13 protein-coding genes are annotated in these 17,214 nt (G+C 48.5%); 12 read left to right on the top strand and 1 reads right to left on the bottom strand.

Annotation, left to right across the window (positions count from 1 at the left end; genetic code table 11):
• Window positions 1-73: 73 nt before the first annotated feature.
• The 4 genes from SPIBUDDY_RS08100 to SPIBUDDY_RS08085 all read left to right on the top strand — a co-directional run bounded on the left by SPIBUDDY_RS08100 (window position 74) and on the right by SPIBUDDY_RS08085 (window position 6,963).
• Window positions 74-997: an NAD(P)-dependent alcohol dehydrogenase gene (locus SPIBUDDY_RS08100; protein ID WP_013607265.1), complete on the top strand. Its 924-nt coding sequence runs from the start codon at window positions 74-76 to the stop codon at window positions 995-997.
• A 70-nt stretch (window positions 998-1,067) separates the two neighbouring features.
• Window positions 1,068-2,282 (top strand): metallophosphoesterase family protein, encoded by a 1,215-nt coding sequence (locus SPIBUDDY_RS08095; protein ID WP_013607264.1) that lies wholly within the window; start codon window positions 1,068-1,070, stop codon window positions 2,280-2,282.
• Window positions 2,282-5,704, top strand: a complete 3,423-nt coding sequence (locus SPIBUDDY_RS08090) for an AAA family ATPase (protein WP_013607263.1) — start codon at window positions 2,282-2,284, stop codon at window positions 5,702-5,704. The genes SPIBUDDY_RS08095 and SPIBUDDY_RS08090 overlap by 1 nt, the downstream gene beginning before the upstream one ends.
• A gap of 38 nt (window positions 5,705-5,742) precedes the next feature.
• Window positions 5,743-6,963: an MFS transporter gene (locus SPIBUDDY_RS08085; protein ID WP_013607262.1), complete on the top strand. Its 1,221-nt coding sequence runs from the start codon at window positions 5,743-5,745 to the stop codon at window positions 6,961-6,963.
• On the opposite strand, the gene SPIBUDDY_RS08080 is transcribed toward SPIBUDDY_RS08085, so the two are convergent.
• Window positions 6,932-7,432 (bottom strand): cyclic nucleotide-binding domain-containing protein, encoded by a 501-nt coding sequence (locus SPIBUDDY_RS08080; protein ID WP_013607261.1) that lies wholly within the window; start codon window positions 7,430-7,432, stop codon window positions 6,932-6,934. The two genes, SPIBUDDY_RS08085 and SPIBUDDY_RS08080, sit on opposite strands and share 32 nt — an antisense overlap.
• A 235-nt stretch (window positions 7,433-7,667) precedes the next feature.
• Between SPIBUDDY_RS08080 and SPIBUDDY_RS08075 the strand changes: the two genes are divergently transcribed.
• The 8 genes from SPIBUDDY_RS08075 to SPIBUDDY_RS15680 all read left to right on the top strand — a co-directional run bounded on the left by SPIBUDDY_RS08075 (window position 7,668) and on the right by SPIBUDDY_RS15680 (window position 17,151).
• On the top strand, window positions 7,668-8,798 hold the full coding sequence (locus tag SPIBUDDY_RS08075; protein WP_172634191.1) for a GGDEF domain-containing protein: 1,131 nt from the start codon (window positions 7,668-7,670) through the stop codon (window positions 8,796-8,798).
• Window positions 8,799-8,909: 111 nt separating this feature from the next.
• Window positions 8,910-10,217, top strand: coding sequence for a TolC family protein (locus tag SPIBUDDY_RS08070; protein ID WP_013607259.1), 1,308 nt, complete (start codon window positions 8,910-8,912; stop codon window positions 10,215-10,217).
• 2 nt (window positions 10,218-10,219) lie between these two features.
• The gene (locus tag SPIBUDDY_RS08065; protein WP_013607258.1) at window positions 10,220-11,155 is read left to right on the top strand and encodes an efflux RND transporter periplasmic adaptor subunit; all 936 of its coding nucleotides are present in this window, start codon (window positions 10,220-10,222) and stop codon (window positions 11,153-11,155) included.
• Window positions 11,156-11,166: 11 nt separating this feature from the next.
• A complete protein-coding gene (locus tag SPIBUDDY_RS08060; RefSeq protein WP_013607257.1) occupies window positions 11,167-14,322 on the top strand; it encodes an efflux RND transporter permease subunit in 3,156 nt (1,051 codons plus the stop codon).
• Window position 14,323: 1 nt separating this feature from the next.
• The gene (locus tag SPIBUDDY_RS08055; RefSeq protein WP_013607256.1) at window positions 14,324-14,596 is read left to right on the top strand and encodes a PG0541 family transporter-associated protein; all 273 of its coding nucleotides are present in this window, start codon (window positions 14,324-14,326) and stop codon (window positions 14,594-14,596) included.
• Between the two features lie 8 nt (window positions 14,597-14,604).
• Window positions 14,605-15,867 (top strand): serine hydrolase domain-containing protein, encoded by a 1,263-nt coding sequence (locus tag SPIBUDDY_RS08050; protein ID WP_013607255.1) that lies wholly within the window; start codon window positions 14,605-14,607, stop codon window positions 15,865-15,867.
• A 115-nt stretch (window positions 15,868-15,982) separates the two neighbouring features.
• Window positions 15,983-16,621, top strand: a complete 639-nt coding sequence (locus SPIBUDDY_RS08045) for a hypothetical protein (RefSeq protein WP_013607254.1) — start codon at window positions 15,983-15,985, stop codon at window positions 16,619-16,621.
• Between the two features lie 2 nt (window positions 16,622-16,623).
• Window positions 16,624-17,151 (top strand): DOMON domain-containing protein, encoded by a 528-nt coding sequence (locus tag SPIBUDDY_RS15680; protein WP_013607253.1) that lies wholly within the window; start codon window positions 16,624-16,626, stop codon window positions 17,149-17,151.
• The last annotated feature ends 63 nt before the right edge of the window (window positions 17,152-17,214 follow it).

The raw sequence follows: 17,214 nt of genomic DNA, 5'->3' as shown, positions 1-17,214 counted from the left end.
AAAAAAGTTGGATGGTCAACAATTGCAGCTTTGAAAACCTTATCCTACAGTAGAATAAAGAGAACCAAACCAAATGAAAGCAGCAGTGTATGAATCGTACGGCCCTCCTAGTGTGGTACATCTTTCAGAAGTACCCATTCCCGTTTGCAAAGACGACCAGGTGTTGGTACAAATCGGTGCATCGGCAGTGAACTCGGCTGATGTGCGGATACGGTCCTTGGATGTAGCCGGCCCTTTGAAAATGATCATGCGTCTGGTTTTGGGTTGGAGAAAACCCAGACAACCGATTCTGGGTACTGTATTTGCAGGTACTGTCGTAGCAAAAGGCCCTTCGGTCAAAGCGTTTCAGATTGGAGACCGACTCTTCGGTTGTACCCCCGGCCTTAGCTTAGGATGTCATGCACACTATGTGTGTGTCCCCATCAAAGCAGCAATTGCCAAGAGTCCTGAGCATGCTACTGATTTAGAGGCAGTGTCCCTGGTTTTCGGCGGTACGACGGCCCTTTCTTTTTTGGATAGAGTGCCGTCGAAGGCTGGAACAACACTGCTGGTATATGGGGCTTCAGGTGCTGTAGGTTGCATGGCAGTGCAAGTAGCAAAGCTTTTAGGATTCCATGTCACTGCTTGTGCCAGTGAAAAGAACCGCGCGGCAGTGCTTTCTTTGGGACCGGATGCGTTCTTGGCCTATACCAATGAGGAGCTCGATAGGTGTACCACTCGCTTTGCTGTTATCTTTGATGCAGTAGGAAAACTTACTGCTGCCCAGAAAAGACGGTACTTGATCAGCAAGGGGAGATTCTTGACGGTAGGGGGAAGCCGCGTCGCCAAGGAGACCAAAGAGCAATTGCAGCAACTGAGCCGATGGTTTGATGAAAGTAAGTTGCACCCGATGATCGACAGCACCTATGGGTTGTCAGAAATTGTAGCAGCTCACACGAGAGCCGACACCAAACACAAAGTAGGTAGCGTCGTAGTGGTGATGGATAATCGTCCATAATTGTCCAATAGTCTGTATTCGATGGTTTCTCTGTCTGTCAATATGGTATACTCAAAGTTCTGGAGGCAGTATGAGAATCCTTGCATGTGCAGATATCCATATGGGCAGAAAACCTGCATTCGCTCCCTCGGGTCATAGCAGTTGGGATGCCATTATCGAGAAAGCGATCAGCCTCAGTGTCGATGCCGTAGTTCTGGTCGGGGACGTGGTGGAGCAGGAACAGGCATGGCTTTCGGTCTACGGGCCGCTGCTTGCTGGTTTGAAAAAGCTAAAGGATGCCAACATCCAGGTCATCGGGGTAGGGGGGAATCACGACCACAACGTTTTCCCTCGGCTTAGTCGAGATAGTGATGCAATTAAGCTTCTCGGTCTCGGCGGAACATGGGAAGCGTTTGACATCGGATGTGTCCGTTTCCTTGGATGGTCCTTTCCCGACAATCATATGAAAACCAATCCCCTTGTATCATTGAATGCAAACCTCCTTGAACCTTCCCGTCTTACCTTGGGATTATTGCATACCGACTATGGTATGGCAGTTTCAGCCTATGCTCCGACCCAAGAACAGGACTTTTTTCGCAGCAACGTTGAGCTGTGGATGCTTGGCCACATTCACAAGAAAGGCAAAGTAGGCAATTCTGAAGCATATTACTGCGGTTCTCCCTACGCATTGGATGTAAATGAGATGGGCCAGCACGGCGTCTATCTCATTGAGACCGAAGCAGACTTGCACTTCAAGACTCCGGTTTTTGTTCCGCTCTGTCCCTATCGCTATGAAACCTGTCCCATTGATGTTACAGGCATTGTCGACCTCGATGGCCTGAAATCCCAGCTTACCGGTAGTATCCGCTTTTTTGCACAGAATCTCCATTTTGAAGGGTCGCTCTATATCAAGGCTCTGTTTACAGGATCACTTGCCCCCCATCTGCATCTCAATGAGGTTATGACCATCGCGTATGACGAGGCAGTATTTCTTTTTGAGGAACAGGGGGCGGCTACCTACCTGTTGGGTCGGTATGAAGACCAGACAGACCTAAAGATCGATATGCAGCAGCTTTCCGAGGGAAGTGGTGCCGATGCCTTGCTCGCCAAAAAGCTTCTCGACCCGGAAGAACTCATGCGGTATGCGAAACAATACCAGAATCTGCATACCCAAAGCTTCAACAGTTCAGCCTTCAGCAGTCTTGAGAGTACCCCCCTTGATTTGGAGGCTGCTCTGTTGCTGGCCAAGCAGGCGGGGATGCAGTTGCTTAAAGCAATGGTTGCCCAGAAGGAGGGAGAACAATAATGGAAAAGCAACATCAGTTCACCTCTTTCTCGCTTTTTCGTGCACCCGGCTTTCCCAGTCATACATTTCCCGATCCTCCTCCATTTCATAGCGGCCTGAACGTTGTCTATGGACCCAACGGAGTTGGAAAAACTACCTTGGTCCGCTCTCTGCGTTCACTCTTGTACGCAACGGAACAGCAGAAAAACGTAGAAGCGGAGGCCACACTCGTATCAGGTGAACAACGTTGGCATCTGTCTCTTTCTCAAGGCAAACTCGTACAAAAACGGCTGGACACTGGGGAACAGACCCTCCTTCCCGGAAGAAACGATGAGTATGCAGAAGCCTATTGGTTTCCCCTGCACGAGCTGTTGGAAAAAGAAAGCTCCAACTCCGTATTTCTCCAAGCTATCCAAAAAGAGATGCAAGGAGGTATCGACTTACAACAAGCGTTACACAATGCAGAAGGCCTATCTTCTTTTTCCAATGGCCGTATCCAACTGGCCAAACGGGTAAAAGAGACCTACGATGCGGTTGCTCAGGCACGTACCGAGCTGTTGGTGAATGCCACTATAAAGGATGAAATCAGGGAGTTGGAAAAGGAATTGCTGCGGTTGCCGAAGCTGACCCAACTACTGAACCATCAGAAGGCTGTACAAGCATACCTGCTTCAGAAAGCAGAACAGCAGACATTACATACCCGCCTGGACTCCTATGACCAAAGACTCGCCAACCTAGGCGAACATACCTTGGATGATGTACTTGCTTTGGAAAAGACGCTAAAGCAGGCTAAGGACACACTGAGCGAGGTGGTGCACTCGATCGAATCCGATTCTCAAAAACTGAGCGATTTGCATCTCTCTCCGGCTTTCCAGCAAAACAATGACCTGCTCAGCATGATCGCACATCGACTCGATGCTATAAAGGATTTAGAGGCTCAGGTACGTTCGGCCAAAAAGGATGCACAAGCTGCACAAGAAGCTTTAATGACGTGGGAAGAACAACTTGCATGGCTGGTTGCAAAGGCTCCCGAGCAAACAAGTCTCCAAACCATGGTGACAAAGCTGACCGAGCTTATGCATGCCTGTGAACCCCTACGTTGCAATCTTGCCCTTACAGAGGCAACCTATCGTGAGGCAGGCGAGATAGTCGCCCTTGATGCATCTGAGCCGGAGAAGTTGCTGGAACTGAAAACAACCTTGCTGCTGTGCATCAAAACCCTGGCCAAGCTGCAATCACTACAAAAGACAAAGCCGTATCAACGATGGCCCCTGATAGTTGGGGCGAGTGTGCTTTCTGTTCTTGGATCGATTCTTGGGCTTGTATTTTCACCCGGGTTGGGATTTCTTGGTACAGCCTTGCTAGCTGGTTTCTTGCTTTTCATTACCAAGAAAACAACGAATGAAGAGTATCGTTCCCTGAAAGGCTTGCTAGATACCTATCAAGGGCAACTCGAAAAGCAAAAGCTTTCGTTTGGTCTGGACTCGTTCGATCTCGAAGGCCTATCGGCTCTGCTTGGAACCGTAGTTGCCCGAATTTCGGCCGTTGGACAGATTGCATTGGAGAATGAAAAGAGACGGAACGTAAAACAGGCGTATGAGGATGCAAAGCATGCCCATGAGGCATGGCTAAAAGCCTGGAATGAGGCAAGTAGTGAACTGCATCTCACCGGCGAACCTATGTTGCAAGGTTCCCAATTCTTCAATTTTTCCTCCCAGTTGAAAGATTGGCTGGTATTGTTAAGCAAAGTCCAACAAACTAGCGAAACTTTCCTAGACCTTCAGAAAGAACTGCAAGCTGAAACTTCAGATCTAGCAGTTCTCTGCGAGCTACCTGATGAACAGCGTATCGATATTCGTGCACGCGCTTCACAGCTTGCTGAAAACTTACGCAGTGCAAAGAATTTGCAAGAACGCTTGGACGCTTTGGAAAACCAACGCAAGCGTGAGCAGAAAAAGGTAGAGGACGCAGAGGCGAATCTCCAAGCTTTGTATGCAAAGTTCGAACTGGATTTGCACGATTTGCAGGGTCTGCAAATGCTCCAACAGAATTATGGCGAGTACCGCGGGCTTTTAGACCAGATGCGGGCTGTGAAACTTCTGCTCGATGGATTTTCAGCAGAGGTAGGGCAGCGTGCGGATGAGACAACCTACGAGTACATAACGCAAGCCTTGCAGCAAACAGAGCAGGACATTGCCTACTTGCAGAATGTTGAGGTGGAAAAGGCCAAGAAGCAGGAACGCTTTTCCATGCTCTGCTCCGATACCAAATTGGAGGAAGCTCTCTTTGCCTATGAGACGGCCAAGGATGCGTTACAACAGCAGAGGGCCAAGGAAGTCCAGCAACGCATGGTTTCACTGTTCTTTGAGGAAATTAAACAACAGACTGAATCTACGTATGTACCTCAGGTTCTCAAGCGTGCCGGTATGTGGCTACTGCGTATTACCGCAAACCGATTCTCCCTTGGTATGGGCAATGGAACGTTCACTGCCCTGGATACAACGCTGAATCGCAGTTTTTCTCTTTCCGAGCTTTCAAGTGGTACCCGTGTGCAAGTATTATTTGCAGTGAGGATGGCTTTTTTGGAAATGCTTGAAAGCGGCAGCGAGTACCATTTCCCTATATTCTTCGATGAGCTGATGGCCAATAGTGATGATCAGAGGTCGATGTCGATAGCCCAGGCAATTGTTGAGATTGCCAAGGACAGACAGGTGTTTTATTGCACCGCCCAAATGGATGAGGTAATAAAGCTCAAGGAAGTTGCACAAGGCAAACTGGAAGTGATCAGGTTGGAGGACGAGAAGCGTAAGTATCGCTTGCAGGAAAGTCCCTTTACCGCGGTAAAGGTTGAGCGTACACCGATTATCGAGCTGGTTGAGGATTATCAGGAGTATGCAAAAGCTCTTGGGGTTTGTGCTCCACAGCTTCATGAACCGGTCGGGGGTATATCCAGTTGGTTTCTCTGCAACGAGAGCCGTGAATTGGAACAGCTTCTTAGTCGAGGGTTTGCAACTGCCGGTCAAGCGGAGCGTGTAGGACAGCCTTACCAAAGTCGGTTTGAACTCTTGGCTAAAGCCCAGGCTTTGGCAATCATCGGAAGACCCAGGGTGTTTACCGTGCATGATGCCTCTGATGAGAATCTGAAACTGAACCGCAGCACCACCTACTATGAGAATCTGCAGGTATTTCTCCAAGAAGAGCGCAGAACCGGTAATGACGTACTGGCGGCTATCGAGAATAAGTCGTTGAAGGGTTTCAGGGACAGTGCAAAGGATACCCTGCTAACCTACATGGAAGAACATGCATTCTCTACCGCTGACCAGATGTATCCTCTATCTGAGATTTTGAATCGGCTCTGTTTGGACAACCCACAAATGCGAGTGGATAGTGATGAGTATGGTCTTGTACATCGGTACCTGAAGAGTCTGGATATCGAGAATTAAGGTTCCTTTTTCTTTTGGCTTGTCGTATACTCTGCTTCATGTATCGAGCAACCATCCGCGCCTGTTATCTGGGCAACTTCGTTGGGGCATTGACCTGCAATCTTGCCCCCTTGTTGTATGTGACCTTCATGCATGAATTTGGCATAACCTTCGAGCAAGCCGGAAGGTTGACGTTGCTCAACTTCTTTACTCAAATTGTAACTGATTTGGCCTTCAGCCGCCCGGTGGACAAGTGGGGGGTAAGGCCTTTTATCACATTGGGGCATTTTTTGGCTTTTCTGGGCTTCTTGCTGCTGGCCTTTGCCCCCAGGCTTTTTCCTGGAAATCCGTATTTTGGATTAATGGTTGCCACCGTTATCTATTCCATCGGTGGTGGGTTGTTCGAGCTATTGCTCAGTGCCATTGTCCAATCAATCCCCAATGACTCCAAGGAGAAGGCGATGAGCCTGCTCCATTCCTTCTATGCTTGGGGGTTCATCGTAGTAGTTGTTGGCACAACTGTGATGATCAAGCTTTTTGGACGCGGCAATTGGCCGATTTTGGTCCTCATATGGGCACTATTTCCCCTGATAAACTTTTTTAACTTCCTACGTGTTCCCCTTGCACCAGCGGTCAGCGAGGAGAAACGTACAAAAATCCGTGAATTGCTCAGCAGTCGGTATTTTCTCTTTGTCGTGTTGGGAATTGCTGTGGGAGGAGCTACCGAAGTCTCCATGTCCCAGTGGACCAGTGCATTTGTGGAATCGTCACTGGGCCTTTCCAAGGAAGTAGGGGACTTGGTTGGATTGTGCCTGTTTGCTCTCTTGCTTGGTACGGTACGGGCTGTGTACGGCTCGTGGGGCGACAAATTCCCACTCTATAAGGCAATGCTCTTTGGTAGCGTACTTTGTGTTGCCTGCTATTTGGTTGCGGCTTTCAGTCCGCTTCCCATCATCAGCCTTATCGCTTGTATTTTTGCCGGGCTTGGCAGCGGTTTGCTGTGGCCGGGTTCCGTAGTCAACGGAGCGAACCGGTTCCCGTATGCAGGTTCTTCCTTGTTCGCCTTCCTTGCCGCAGGCGGTGATGCAGGAGCGGCCTTTGGACCCTGGCTTATCGGACTAACCGCCGATGTGACTCCTTCCTTGGTGAAAGTGGCACCCTGGCTCAAGCATCTTACGCTTGAGGAATCAGCACTGCGCAGCGGTATGCTTATTGGAGCAATTTTCCCCATTCTGATGGTGCTGTTTCTTACAAGGATGAAGAAGCAGGCCCAAGCGTAGAGCGGTTCTTCGACAATGCGAGCATTTCATCGGCTGAACGAAGCCTTCGGCTGATATCTCGAGCAAGATTGAGAATGAGCATGGTATAGGTCTTCAGGTTTTGTAAAGAAATCTGATACAGATCCTTATTCGATAGCGTGATGATATGAGTTTCAGTCAAACTGATTACCGATGCCGCACAACTTTGGATGTCGATGAGTTCCATCTCACCAAATGAGTCTCCTTTGTGCAGGGTGGTAATGATTCTACTCTGCTTTTTGCTCGTCTCGGCTTGGCGAACTATGGCTACCTCACCTTCGACGATAAAGTGCACACTGTTGTTGCTCTGCCCTTGTTGCAGGATAACAGTATTCTGGGGATAGGTATGCTCCTGTAGATAACTCTTGATCAGCAAGAGTTCATCATCCTGCAATCCCCCAAACATACTGTGCTTGCAAAGAAATTCATTTGCTACTGTGCATTCGCTCATGCTTAATCGTACAGGCGATGGAATGCCGGCGCAAGTTTCTTGCCCGTTTATTTCTAGTAAAAGAGTACAAACCTTTTCTATACATAAGCAATTACCGGCAGAGTATTCCATCAATTGTAGACTTGCAGGCCATGGTGCAGTACTCTATGAAGAAAAGAGAGCATATCAACACGTACAAGTGCAGCAAAGGAGGCCCCCTCTGATAGTCTATTACCTTCAGAATAATATCCTTGGCATGATAGTACTCCTTGTGTTGGTCTATTTCTTTTTCAAACAGCAAGGCAAGTTGGATACTGAAGGACGTATGTTCCTTGCTCTGTGTGCCACCAACTTCGCCTTATTGGCACTCGAGCTAGCCATCGATGTGCTGGGGATTGTCTATCCCAGAGCTTTTCTTGCTCCGGTAGTAACAGGTATTTCCCTTCTGTTCTATGTGCTCAATCCAGTACCGGGAATATTTTATTTTCTCTATATACAACAAGTAATAGGAAAGCGTTGTAGTAGAAAGTTTATACTTCTGCTCCTGCTGCCTTGGCTTGCCAATGCAGTGCTCTCAATTGCAAGTCCCCTCACGGGCTGGTTATTCCAGGTCAATGAACAGTCGGTGTATAGCAGAGGGCCGTATTTCGCCTTATTGGTTGTATTCAACTACTCCTATTTACTCGCCGGTCCGCTGTATTTGATTACTCACCACAGCCAATTGCAACGCAAAATTTTTAATACCTTGTTGGTATTCCCCTTTCCGGTAGCCATTGCCGGTGTATTGCAAATTGCATTTTTTGGTGTAGAGATACTTTGGGTAAGCCTTACCATTTCGCTGTTGATTCTTTTCTTCAATGTTGAAGCCAGTCAGGTTAATCGCGATTACCTCACAGGGTTGTTCAACAGGCGGTACTTCCAGAAAATGGCTACCCTTGCTTTTGCCAAAAAGAGGGCGGTGAACCCACAATGGGCTGTTCTTTTGGATATCGATGGGTTCAAGTTTATCAATGATACCTACGGTCATGCCAAAGGCGATGAGGCCCTGATTCTTGTTGCTCGTATATTAGAACAAATTGCACCTCCCCAGACTGTTGTCAGCCGGTATGGAGGTGATGAGTTTGCATTGCTTACTGTCGAGTTGCCCAAACTGGAGATTCTTACCATGTATGAGCGGCTTGAGCAAAAGCTTTCTGCTTCAAATTCCAATGGTATTTTTCCTGATTCCATTACGATAAGCGCAGGGTGTGCACCCTTGAAATTGAAAGAATATGCCGACCTCGATGCATTTTTGCACCATCTGGATATGAGCATGTACAAGGCAAAGATGGATAGTAAGAAAACCAACACTAAAGGTCGTTCAGTAGTATTTCACCTCTGCGAATGAGGAAAGGTCTTACAAGAGTTCTGATTTTTATTACAATTTCCTGCCCTATCAGTTGCCGTTTTTTCTTGACATGAGTATTGTTTGCTTGTTTCCCACTGAAAGGAATTATCTATGTCCAAGAAACTACTGATACGGGCAACTTTGTTGCTGCTTCTCTTATTCCCCCTCTCTGCATTATCTGCCATTACATTGGAAGAAGCCATGCAAATGGGGCGCGCCAACAATCTCTCGCTTGCCAGCACGTCCATCGATGTGAATGCAGCCAAGCGTGATGTCGATACATCATGGAATCTGTTTATTCCCTCCCTTTCCCTTTCTCTTTCCAATGCGGGGACTACTCCTGTATTCAAAGCTTCACCAGGGTCTTCTGCCATAAATACAGGGCTTGGATTCAGCCTTTCTGCAACTCTTACCCTTAATCCAGCAGTGAAAAGCCAGATGGATTCCTATCAGATTGGGTATCAGATTCAACAGGTCAGCTATGAGCAGGCAAAGGCCGAGGTGGAGCGTACCATCACAAAGCTGTTCTACTATCTAGTGATGGAAGAGCAGAATATAGCTGTACAGCAGGCAAATCTTGAACTTGCCCAGAAGCAATATGAAGAAGTGACACTCAAGTATGAACAAGGCTTTGCTTCGGAGCTTGAGGTTCTTACCAGCCAGCTCGCAAGTGAAAGGCTGAAGCCCTCCCTGCAACAGGCAACAAATCAATATGCTTCGAACCTTCTCTCCTTGAAAGCAATGCTGGGTATGGAGCTCGATGAAGAACTTTCGGTAGAGGGTGAAATCCCGGCCTTGATAAAAGAGCTTGAGGTGCAGGATTTGAAAGAGTACCTCCAAAAGAGTTATTCGATAGCCTTGCTTGATTTGAATATGGCTCAGCTGAGGACTACAATAGACTTGAACAGTCAGCAGGCACTGCTTCCTACAATAATGATAAAAGGCACTTATGAAATGTCTTTGTGGAATGAGATGAATCCGGTAAGTGATTTCAGTGATTCCAGTATGTATACGATTGCTCTTAGCATCCCCCTGGATGGGTTCATACCGAATTCCCGTACCAAGGTTGGGCTTGCCAAGCTCGACGATTCTTTGCAAAAGCTGGCGCTTCAGCGTCAACAGGCAGTAAAGCAGCTTGAGGTGAGTGTAGTGGGGAAGGTACAGAATTTGAACATGCTCTCAAGTCAGGCACAACTGGCCCAACAAAGTTTAGAGCTTACCGAGAAAGTCTACATCATGAACCATATACAGTATGAAAGTGGGTATATCGGCTCTGTTGCACTTGAGGAAGCTCAGAACAACCTCTTGGGAGCCCGCCAGCAGGTACTCTCCCTCCAGTTCCAATACGTTTCCTCCCTGATAGACCTTATTTATGATTTGAATATCCAACATGAGTATCGCACGAAGGAGTTGATCTAAGTATGAAGCAGCACCATTCCAAAAAGCATATTGCAGGACTGATCGTCCTTATTGTTCTTATCATCCTTGCCACCGCTTTGGTGGTGATAAATCCCTTTCAGTACCTGAAGAATAATAAGGCAACGGTAGTGGCCACAACTGATGAGGGCCCTGTTGAAGTGAGTGTCCGGGTTATGGATGTACAGCTCGTTGACCTTCAGAATACCATTGTAGGTAACGGCAACGTCGTCGACCCTTCCTCCATTGATGTATACAGCGAAGTCAACGGAACGCTTACCACGCTTTCTGTTTCACTCGGACAGCGGGTGGAGAAGGATCAGGTTCTTGGAACCGTCGACCCCTCCCGGGCCGGTGTTACGTACAAGCAAAGTGTAATAAAGGCTCCGGTTGCAGGAACCATCCTGTTGTTGCCGTTCGTCCAAGGCTCGAACGTCTCCATGCAAGCTCCTATTGCCCGTATTGGACTGCTTGAGGATTTGGAAGTTGTGTTGGATATTGCCGAGCGGCACATTGGAACGGTGGGCATCGGGACGAAAGCCGAGCTTTCCTTTAAGGCATTTGACGATCAGGTATTCCAAGCAGAGGTGATACGGCTCAGCCCTGTCCTCAATCCTGCTACCAGAACCTTGGAAATTGCCTTGAAGTTGCAGGATCCCGAAGGCAAGGTGAAAAGTGGCATGTTCCCCTCGGTAGTCCTCTTTACCGAGCGCCTTGAACAGGTTCTTGCCATCCCTCGTTCCTCCTTGCTGTACCTTGGCAACCAAGCCTATGTATATACCGTCGACTCAAACGGCCTCGCTCAGAAAAAGAATGTAGAGGTTGGCATGCAAGTCGATGACAAGGTGCAGATTACAACTGGTCTTGTCGTAGGGGATACATTGATCGTACAAGGGCAGAGCCTGATGACCGAGGGTACGCTAGTGCGTATCCTGCAGTAAGGAATGCAAGCATGAGTCTAACCAATACCGTTGTTCGCCGTCCCACTACCATTATCATCATATACATTTTGTTGACGGTGCTTGCTTTGGTGGTGTATCCCAACTTGTCGGTCGAGCTTTTTCCTGAAATGGACCTTCCCATGGTCATTGTGTACTCCTCGTATCGGGGAGCAAGTCCTGAAACCATGGAAAGCAGGGTCACCAAACTCATCGAGAGTGCCGTCTCCAATGTTGGGGGGATAAAGCAAGTCAGCTCCACCTCCTCCGAAGGACTTTCGATGGTGATGCTGGAATTTGCCTATGGCACTGATTTGGATAAGGCAAGTCAGTCGATAAACGACAATATCAGCCTGTATACGGATGTATTCCCTGAAGATGCAACTAAACCTACCATCTTCAAGCTGAATACAAACATGATGCCGATCATGAATATCGCCCTCAGGGGAAGCAACGGTCAGGATGCCAATGAACTGCGTGCAGTCCTTGAAGACATGGTGCAAAGCCGTCTTGAACGGGTGGCGGGAGTCTCTTCCACCTCGATCAATGGAGGACAGGATGCCTTCGTGCAGGTTGCCATCGATCAGAACCGATTGGAAGCCTATGGCCTGACTCTTTCCCAAGTTGCTTATACCCTCAATCCCCAGAACTACCAAATTGGAGCAGGAACCCTGATTGAAGGCGACCTCTCTTATTTGCTTCGTACTGATGCACAGTTCTCTTCCATAGAAGAAATTGAGGATGCTATGGTAGTTTCGTATCCCAAATACGATGCAAAGGGCACAATCATCGGTTCCAATGTTGTACGGCTTAAGGATGTCGCTACGGTTTCGTACGCTTATCGTGATGCTACCAGCCAGGTCTACATCAACGGGGAGAGCGGGGTATACCTCTCAATAAACAAGGAATCGGATGCCAACAGTGTACAAGTAGCCAAACGAGTCAAGGAAGTCATTGAAGATCTTAACAAGGAGTTGCCCAAAGGGATGAGCCTTGAGGTTATTGTCGATACCACCGAGATGGTAGAATCGACAATCAACACCGTCTATGAATCCCTGCTGTATGGTGTTGTGTTGGTTATGGTGGTGCTCTTCATTTTTTTGAGGAGTATAAAGTCTACCTTGATCATCGGCATTTCAATACCGGTATCCATGCTGCTCACCGTACTGGTCATGTTCTTTATGGGCTATACGTTGAACCTCATGACCCTTACCGGCCTGATATTGGGGCTGGGTATGACCGTTGACGGATCGATCGTAATTCTGGAGAACATTTTCCGCTACCGAGAGCGTGGTGCAAAACTCCATGCGGCAGCAATCCTTGGCACCAAGGAGATGATCGTCTCCATTACCGCCTCCATTCTGACTACTGTTTGCGTATTCGTGCCGATGGTACTGCTGCGCAGTAATTTGGAGATGCTTGGAGAAATCCTTACTCCGATGGCGGCGACGATCATTATCAGTTTGTTAGCCTCCTTGGTAGTGGCCGTCACCCTTATTCCGGTGCTGACCAGCTCCTACGTTAAGCTGTATACACGCAAGCAGAAGCCGTTGAAACTGCGTCTTCTCAGATACATCGACGACAAGGCCGAAGCAGCCTTTGAAGCTCTCGACCGTGGCTACAAACGTACGCTAGCACTCTTGCTCGACTACAAGTGGCTTACGCTTGTGTTGGTTGTCCTGATTATGGTGTTAACCTTCCAAGCCTATCAGGCAATGCATCAGTCGCTGTATCCAACCATGAGTGAGACGTCGGTCTCCCTGAGTGTGACCCTGCCTCAGGGTACCACCCTCGCAACTACCGAGAGTTTGTTGCTGGATCTTCAGGACAAGGCTGAACAAGATATCAAGGGATACAAGGACATTACGGTCACCGCAGGCGGTGGTGGCATGTTCGGCAACGGTGGAACAAACGCCGGGTCGCTGCAGATTTCCCTGCTCGACGAAGAGGGCGCTGACACCATGCTGATCGTGCAGGAGAAGCTGAGGCGCTACTTTGACCTCTACCCGGCAGCCAGTTTCTCATTCAGTCAAGTATCGATGGGACTGGGAAACCTCAACCCGGTCGACGTCGCAGTAAAGAGTGACAATCTTGAACTTGCGGTACAGACTGCAGACCAGATTCGTGACCTTATCGCTGCGAACCTCAGCGGAGTAACCGAGGCTCGTACCGACTTCAGCAAGGGCCTTCCTGAACTGAGAATCACAATCGACCGTGAACGTGCCTATGCCTACAACTTGACGATGCAGAGTATCGCCAGCGAGATCAGCAATAGTGTAAACGGTATCACTGCAACGCAACTCAAGGACAATGGAACTGACACCGATGTCGTAGTTCTGTTGGATAAGGCTGACCGCTCCAGCGAACCGGACCTCAAGCGGATTTTCATCCGCAACAGTTTCGGTGAAAAAATCAGTCTTGACAACCTTGCAACAATCCAGCGGTCGACCGGCCCGGTAGCGATCAATCGCGAGAATGAAATGAGAACCGTGCATGTCATCGGCGGCCTTGCTCCATCCTATGCAGCAAGTCAGGCTGAAGCCGATATCAAAGCCCTTCTTGCAAAGGAACTGCCTCTCACCGATGAGGTATTCATTGAATACGGTGGTGACTTTGCCGATATGACAGCCATGTTCAGCCAAGTCGGCCTGATTCTTGTGCTTGCCATCGTGTTGGTGTTCGGGGTAATGGCCAGCCTCTTCGAGTCATTCAAGAACCCGTTCATCGTCCTGCTCTCCATGCCGTTGATGATGGTGGGGGTAGTGGGAATTTACCTGATAACCGGTGAGACGTTCAGCCTCATCAGTGCAATCGGTATTGTCATTCTCAGCGGTATTGTGGTCAACAACGGTATTGTTTTGATCGAATACATCAACCTGCTCAGAAAGCGAGGCCTTCCTATCCGTAGTGCCTGTATTGAAGCGGGTGGAAACCGACTCAAGCCGATTCTCATGACCAGTTTGACGACCATTTTTGGTATGATTCCGCTTGCCTTCTTTGGAGGTCAGGGAGCTGAACAGATTCAGCCTATCGGTCAGACCATTATCGGAGGCATGGCTATCAGCACGCTGATGACAATCTTTTTCACCCCGGTTCTGTATGCTCTCTTCAACAAGGACAAGCAGAAGAAGGATGTGGAACGAATAGAGAATTACCTTCAGGAGGTGTGAGATGAGAAGGGTGGAAATTATTGGAGCCCAGGCAATTCTTGACGATGTGCTGGAGGCTCTTTCCCATTATGAAGTGCCCATGCACTACACGATCATTCCCACCGCCCATGGGAAGGGCAACACCATCCCCAAGCTTGGGGATGGTGTTTGGCCGGAAGAGAACTTTATCCTGATCATGTACTGCGAGGATGAAACCTTGTCCCGTATCGAGCAAGCCCTTGAATTGGTGAAAAAGAAATACGACCATGAGGGAATAGGGTACTTCGTAATCTAGGAGGGAAGGTGAAGGTTCTGCTTCTGATACTTGTCAGCTTGGCGGCCGGCAGTGGAGCTTGGGCTCAAGAGTATGAGGTTCTTGAGCAAATTGACCGGCTGGTCAATCTCTCGGGAATCGTCATGGTAGCCGATAGAGGGGAGGTCGTATACCAACAGAGCTTTGGATTTGCAGACCATCAGAGCAAGCAGGTAATTGATGAGCATACGCTCTTTCCGCTTGCCTCATTGACAAAGCCGTTTACCGCGATGGCGATAGGCCTGCTTCAAGAACAAGGCAGACTCGACATCGATGACCCGGTAGCTATGTATCTGCCTGAATTTGCATCGAATCCAAAGCTGACAATACGAAATTTGATAGAGCATCGTTCCGGTCTCATTCGGGACATCACCGACGAACACAAAATTTTTCCCTATGAACAGATTCCCCTGGAAGCCTTGATCGCCGGCATTAGCCGTGCACCAACAAAAAACGCGCCTGGATTTGCATATCAGTACAGTAATGCAAACTATCAGGTTCTGGCTCGACTGGTAGAGGTGGTCGCGCACCAAAGCTATGAAAGCTATCTGAGAGAGTACATCCTGAAACCGTCCGGTATGGCTTCAACTACCGTCCTGTATGGTTTTGCACCGCCTATGCTTGCAAAAGGGTATTCCCAGGGTAGGTTGCTTGATGGGTATCACTTCAGCTACGCTTATGGATCGGGCAACCTTGCCTCAACTGCTGCTGACCTGCACGCATTTGCAAAAGCACTGAGAACCGGAGTATTCGGTTCTCCTTCCAACATCGTTGGTTGGATGCACGGTTCACTGCAAGACCGGGCATATAGTGAGCATACCGGACACTTGGGATCGGGATATGCGACCTGTTTGCGATTCTTTGAGGACGAGGATTTGGTGGTCATCGTGCTGCTGAATATGCAGTTTCCCGATATATTGGAAATTGTTGATGTCCTCAGTGCAGCTGCCTTGGAATTAACAGTCAGATTTCAGGATGTCAGACCGTGGCTACCCACCGTGCCTATGCTTTCTCCGATAACCTTTTACAGTACTGAAGGACAACCATTGATGCTTCAGATGCGCAACCGCATCCTTATTGTAAAGACACAGGACGGCGGAACAGTCTACCTCCAGAATGCGGGGGATGGTTTGTATCGTGATCCTGAGCATCCGTTGTATTCCCTTCATCTCATTGCTGATGATGCCAATACGCTTTGTGCGTATGAACTACGTGGTTTGGTTCGGTCAAAGCGTTATGATAGAGTGCCTTAAGCGTATTGCAAGCAATAAAATCAAGAAAAATACAAATATGCCGGCCTGGAAATCTTGACGATAGAGTACGCCTCCTATACCCTATAAAAATACTAGAGTTTTATGGGAGGACCACATGAGACAACGATTAACCTATCTTGGATTTTTCCTTACCCCCTTTATCCCTGTGATCTTCTACTTGGTTTCAGCACAGTCAGGATACGATGCCTATGCGCTTTCAATAGTTTTTGGAGTCTATGCCTTTGTCTTGGTTTGCAATCAGTTCTACTTGGCATCACAACCGGCATTCCTCCTTACTTTACTTTCAGCAAAGCAGGTGAGGGCCCTCCATAGTACAGCACCTCTTTTACTGTTGGCTTTGGGGGTAGGACACGCACTACTCAAACTTTCAGTGGGTTTTACGCTCACTTCTGGCCAAGCAGTCGTGGGACTTCTTGCGTTTGTGCTCTTTTTTGTAGGAATACTCTCAGCCTTGCTGTTGTTTGCCAACACAGTGTTGACCAAACGAGCAGCCTTTGCTTCCTATCGGACGAATGTGATGGCAAAAAGCGGACTTACGCATCAGAAAGCTCGGGCTATGCACAATCTGATGGTTCCAACGGGACTTTTGGTTTTGGTGCATATGCTGCTTGCCTCAACCTCTGACTTTACCTACAACCCTTGGGGGATGGCCATACTGGTCACCTGGATGGTCTATTCCCTCCTGTCGTATCTGAACTATCGGCTCTCGGGCCGAAAGAAGCGAGGTAGCTGACTATGAAAAAATATATTCTCACCCTGGTTATAGTAGCCTTAGCGTTGCCGCTGACAGCCCAGATTATCAGCAGCTCCCCCATTGATCCGAAAGTTGATGGTGTTTTTGGTAGCCAAGAATATTCCAACACCCAAGAATTGCAAGGCATGAAGCTCGGATATACGCTATCCAATGATGGCAATACGCTCTATTTCGCACTGCGGGCCCCCGCCAAAGGCTGGGTGTCGGTCGGCTTGGGAACGAAGAGGATGCACCTCTCTCATATGGTGATGGGCTTCGATGCCTTGACAAGCCAGACCATCAGTGAGGAAACAGGCAGAGGCCACAGCCACAGCCCATCGAAAGACAAAATTGTGAAACTGAGCATAGTCAAAGAGAGTGGCAATGAGACCACCCTGGAGTTCTCCATTCCCTCAGCACTGTATGCAAACGGGAGTGAGTTGCCCCTCATTCTTGCCTATGGAACCAAGGACGATTTGAGGAGCAAGCACTCCAAGTATGCGAGTTATACCATCACCTACACTAAGTAAGTGGTAGTTGCTCCGTGAACGGGCACGCAATCGAGCTTTGCAGTTTGTAGAAGGTAGAGTATA

The organism is Sphaerochaeta globosa str. Buddy (assembly GCF_000190435.1).
In the GTDB taxonomy this organism is placed as follows: domain Bacteria; phylum Spirochaetota; class Spirochaetia; order Sphaerochaetales; family Sphaerochaetaceae; genus Sphaerochaeta; species Sphaerochaeta globosa.
This window is presented reverse-complemented; position numbering and strand designations above follow the sequence as displayed.

What these genes read in the sequence shown, in the direction of transcription:
- SPIBUDDY_RS08075 (WP_172634191.1), top strand. Translation starts at nt 7,668, where the DNA reads ATGATAGTACTCCTTGTGTTGGTCTATTTCTTTTTCAAACAGCAAGGC.
- SPIBUDDY_RS08065 (WP_013607258.1), top strand. Translation starts at nt 10,220, where the DNA reads ATGAAGCAGCACCATTCCAAAAAGCATATTGCAGGACTGATCGTCCTT.
- SPIBUDDY_RS15680 (WP_013607253.1), top strand. Translation starts at nt 16,624, where the DNA reads ATGAAAAAATATATTCTCACCCTGGTTATAGTAGCCTTAGCGTTGCCG.
- SPIBUDDY_RS08045 (WP_013607254.1), top strand. Translation starts at nt 15,983, where the DNA reads ATGAGACAACGATTAACCTATCTTGGATTTTTCCTTACCCCCTTTATC.
- SPIBUDDY_RS08090 (WP_013607263.1), top strand. Translation starts at nt 2,282, where the DNA reads ATGGAAAAGCAACATCAGTTCACCTCTTTCTCGCTTTTTCGTGCACCC.
- SPIBUDDY_RS08060 (WP_013607257.1), top strand. Translation starts at nt 11,167, where the DNA reads ATGAGTCTAACCAATACCGTTGTTCGCCGTCCCACTACCATTATCATC.
- SPIBUDDY_RS08085 (WP_013607262.1), top strand. Translation starts at nt 5,743, where the DNA reads ATGTATCGAGCAACCATCCGCGCCTGTTATCTGGGCAACTTCGTTGGG.
- SPIBUDDY_RS08080 (WP_013607261.1), bottom strand. Translation starts at nt 7,432, where the DNA reads ATGAGCGAATGCACAGTAGCAAATGAATTTCTTTGCAAGCACAGTATG.
- SPIBUDDY_RS08100 (WP_013607265.1), top strand. Translation starts at nt 74, where the DNA reads ATGAAAGCAGCAGTGTATGAATCGTACGGCCCTCCTAGTGTGGTACAT.
- SPIBUDDY_RS08095 (WP_013607264.1), top strand. Translation starts at nt 1,068, where the DNA reads ATGAGAATCCTTGCATGTGCAGATATCCATATGGGCAGAAAACCTGCA.
- SPIBUDDY_RS08055 (WP_013607256.1), top strand. Translation starts at nt 14,324, where the DNA reads ATGAGAAGGGTGGAAATTATTGGAGCCCAGGCAATTCTTGACGATGTG.
- SPIBUDDY_RS08070 (WP_013607259.1), top strand. Translation starts at nt 8,910, where the DNA reads ATGTCCAAGAAACTACTGATACGGGCAACTTTGTTGCTGCTTCTCTTA.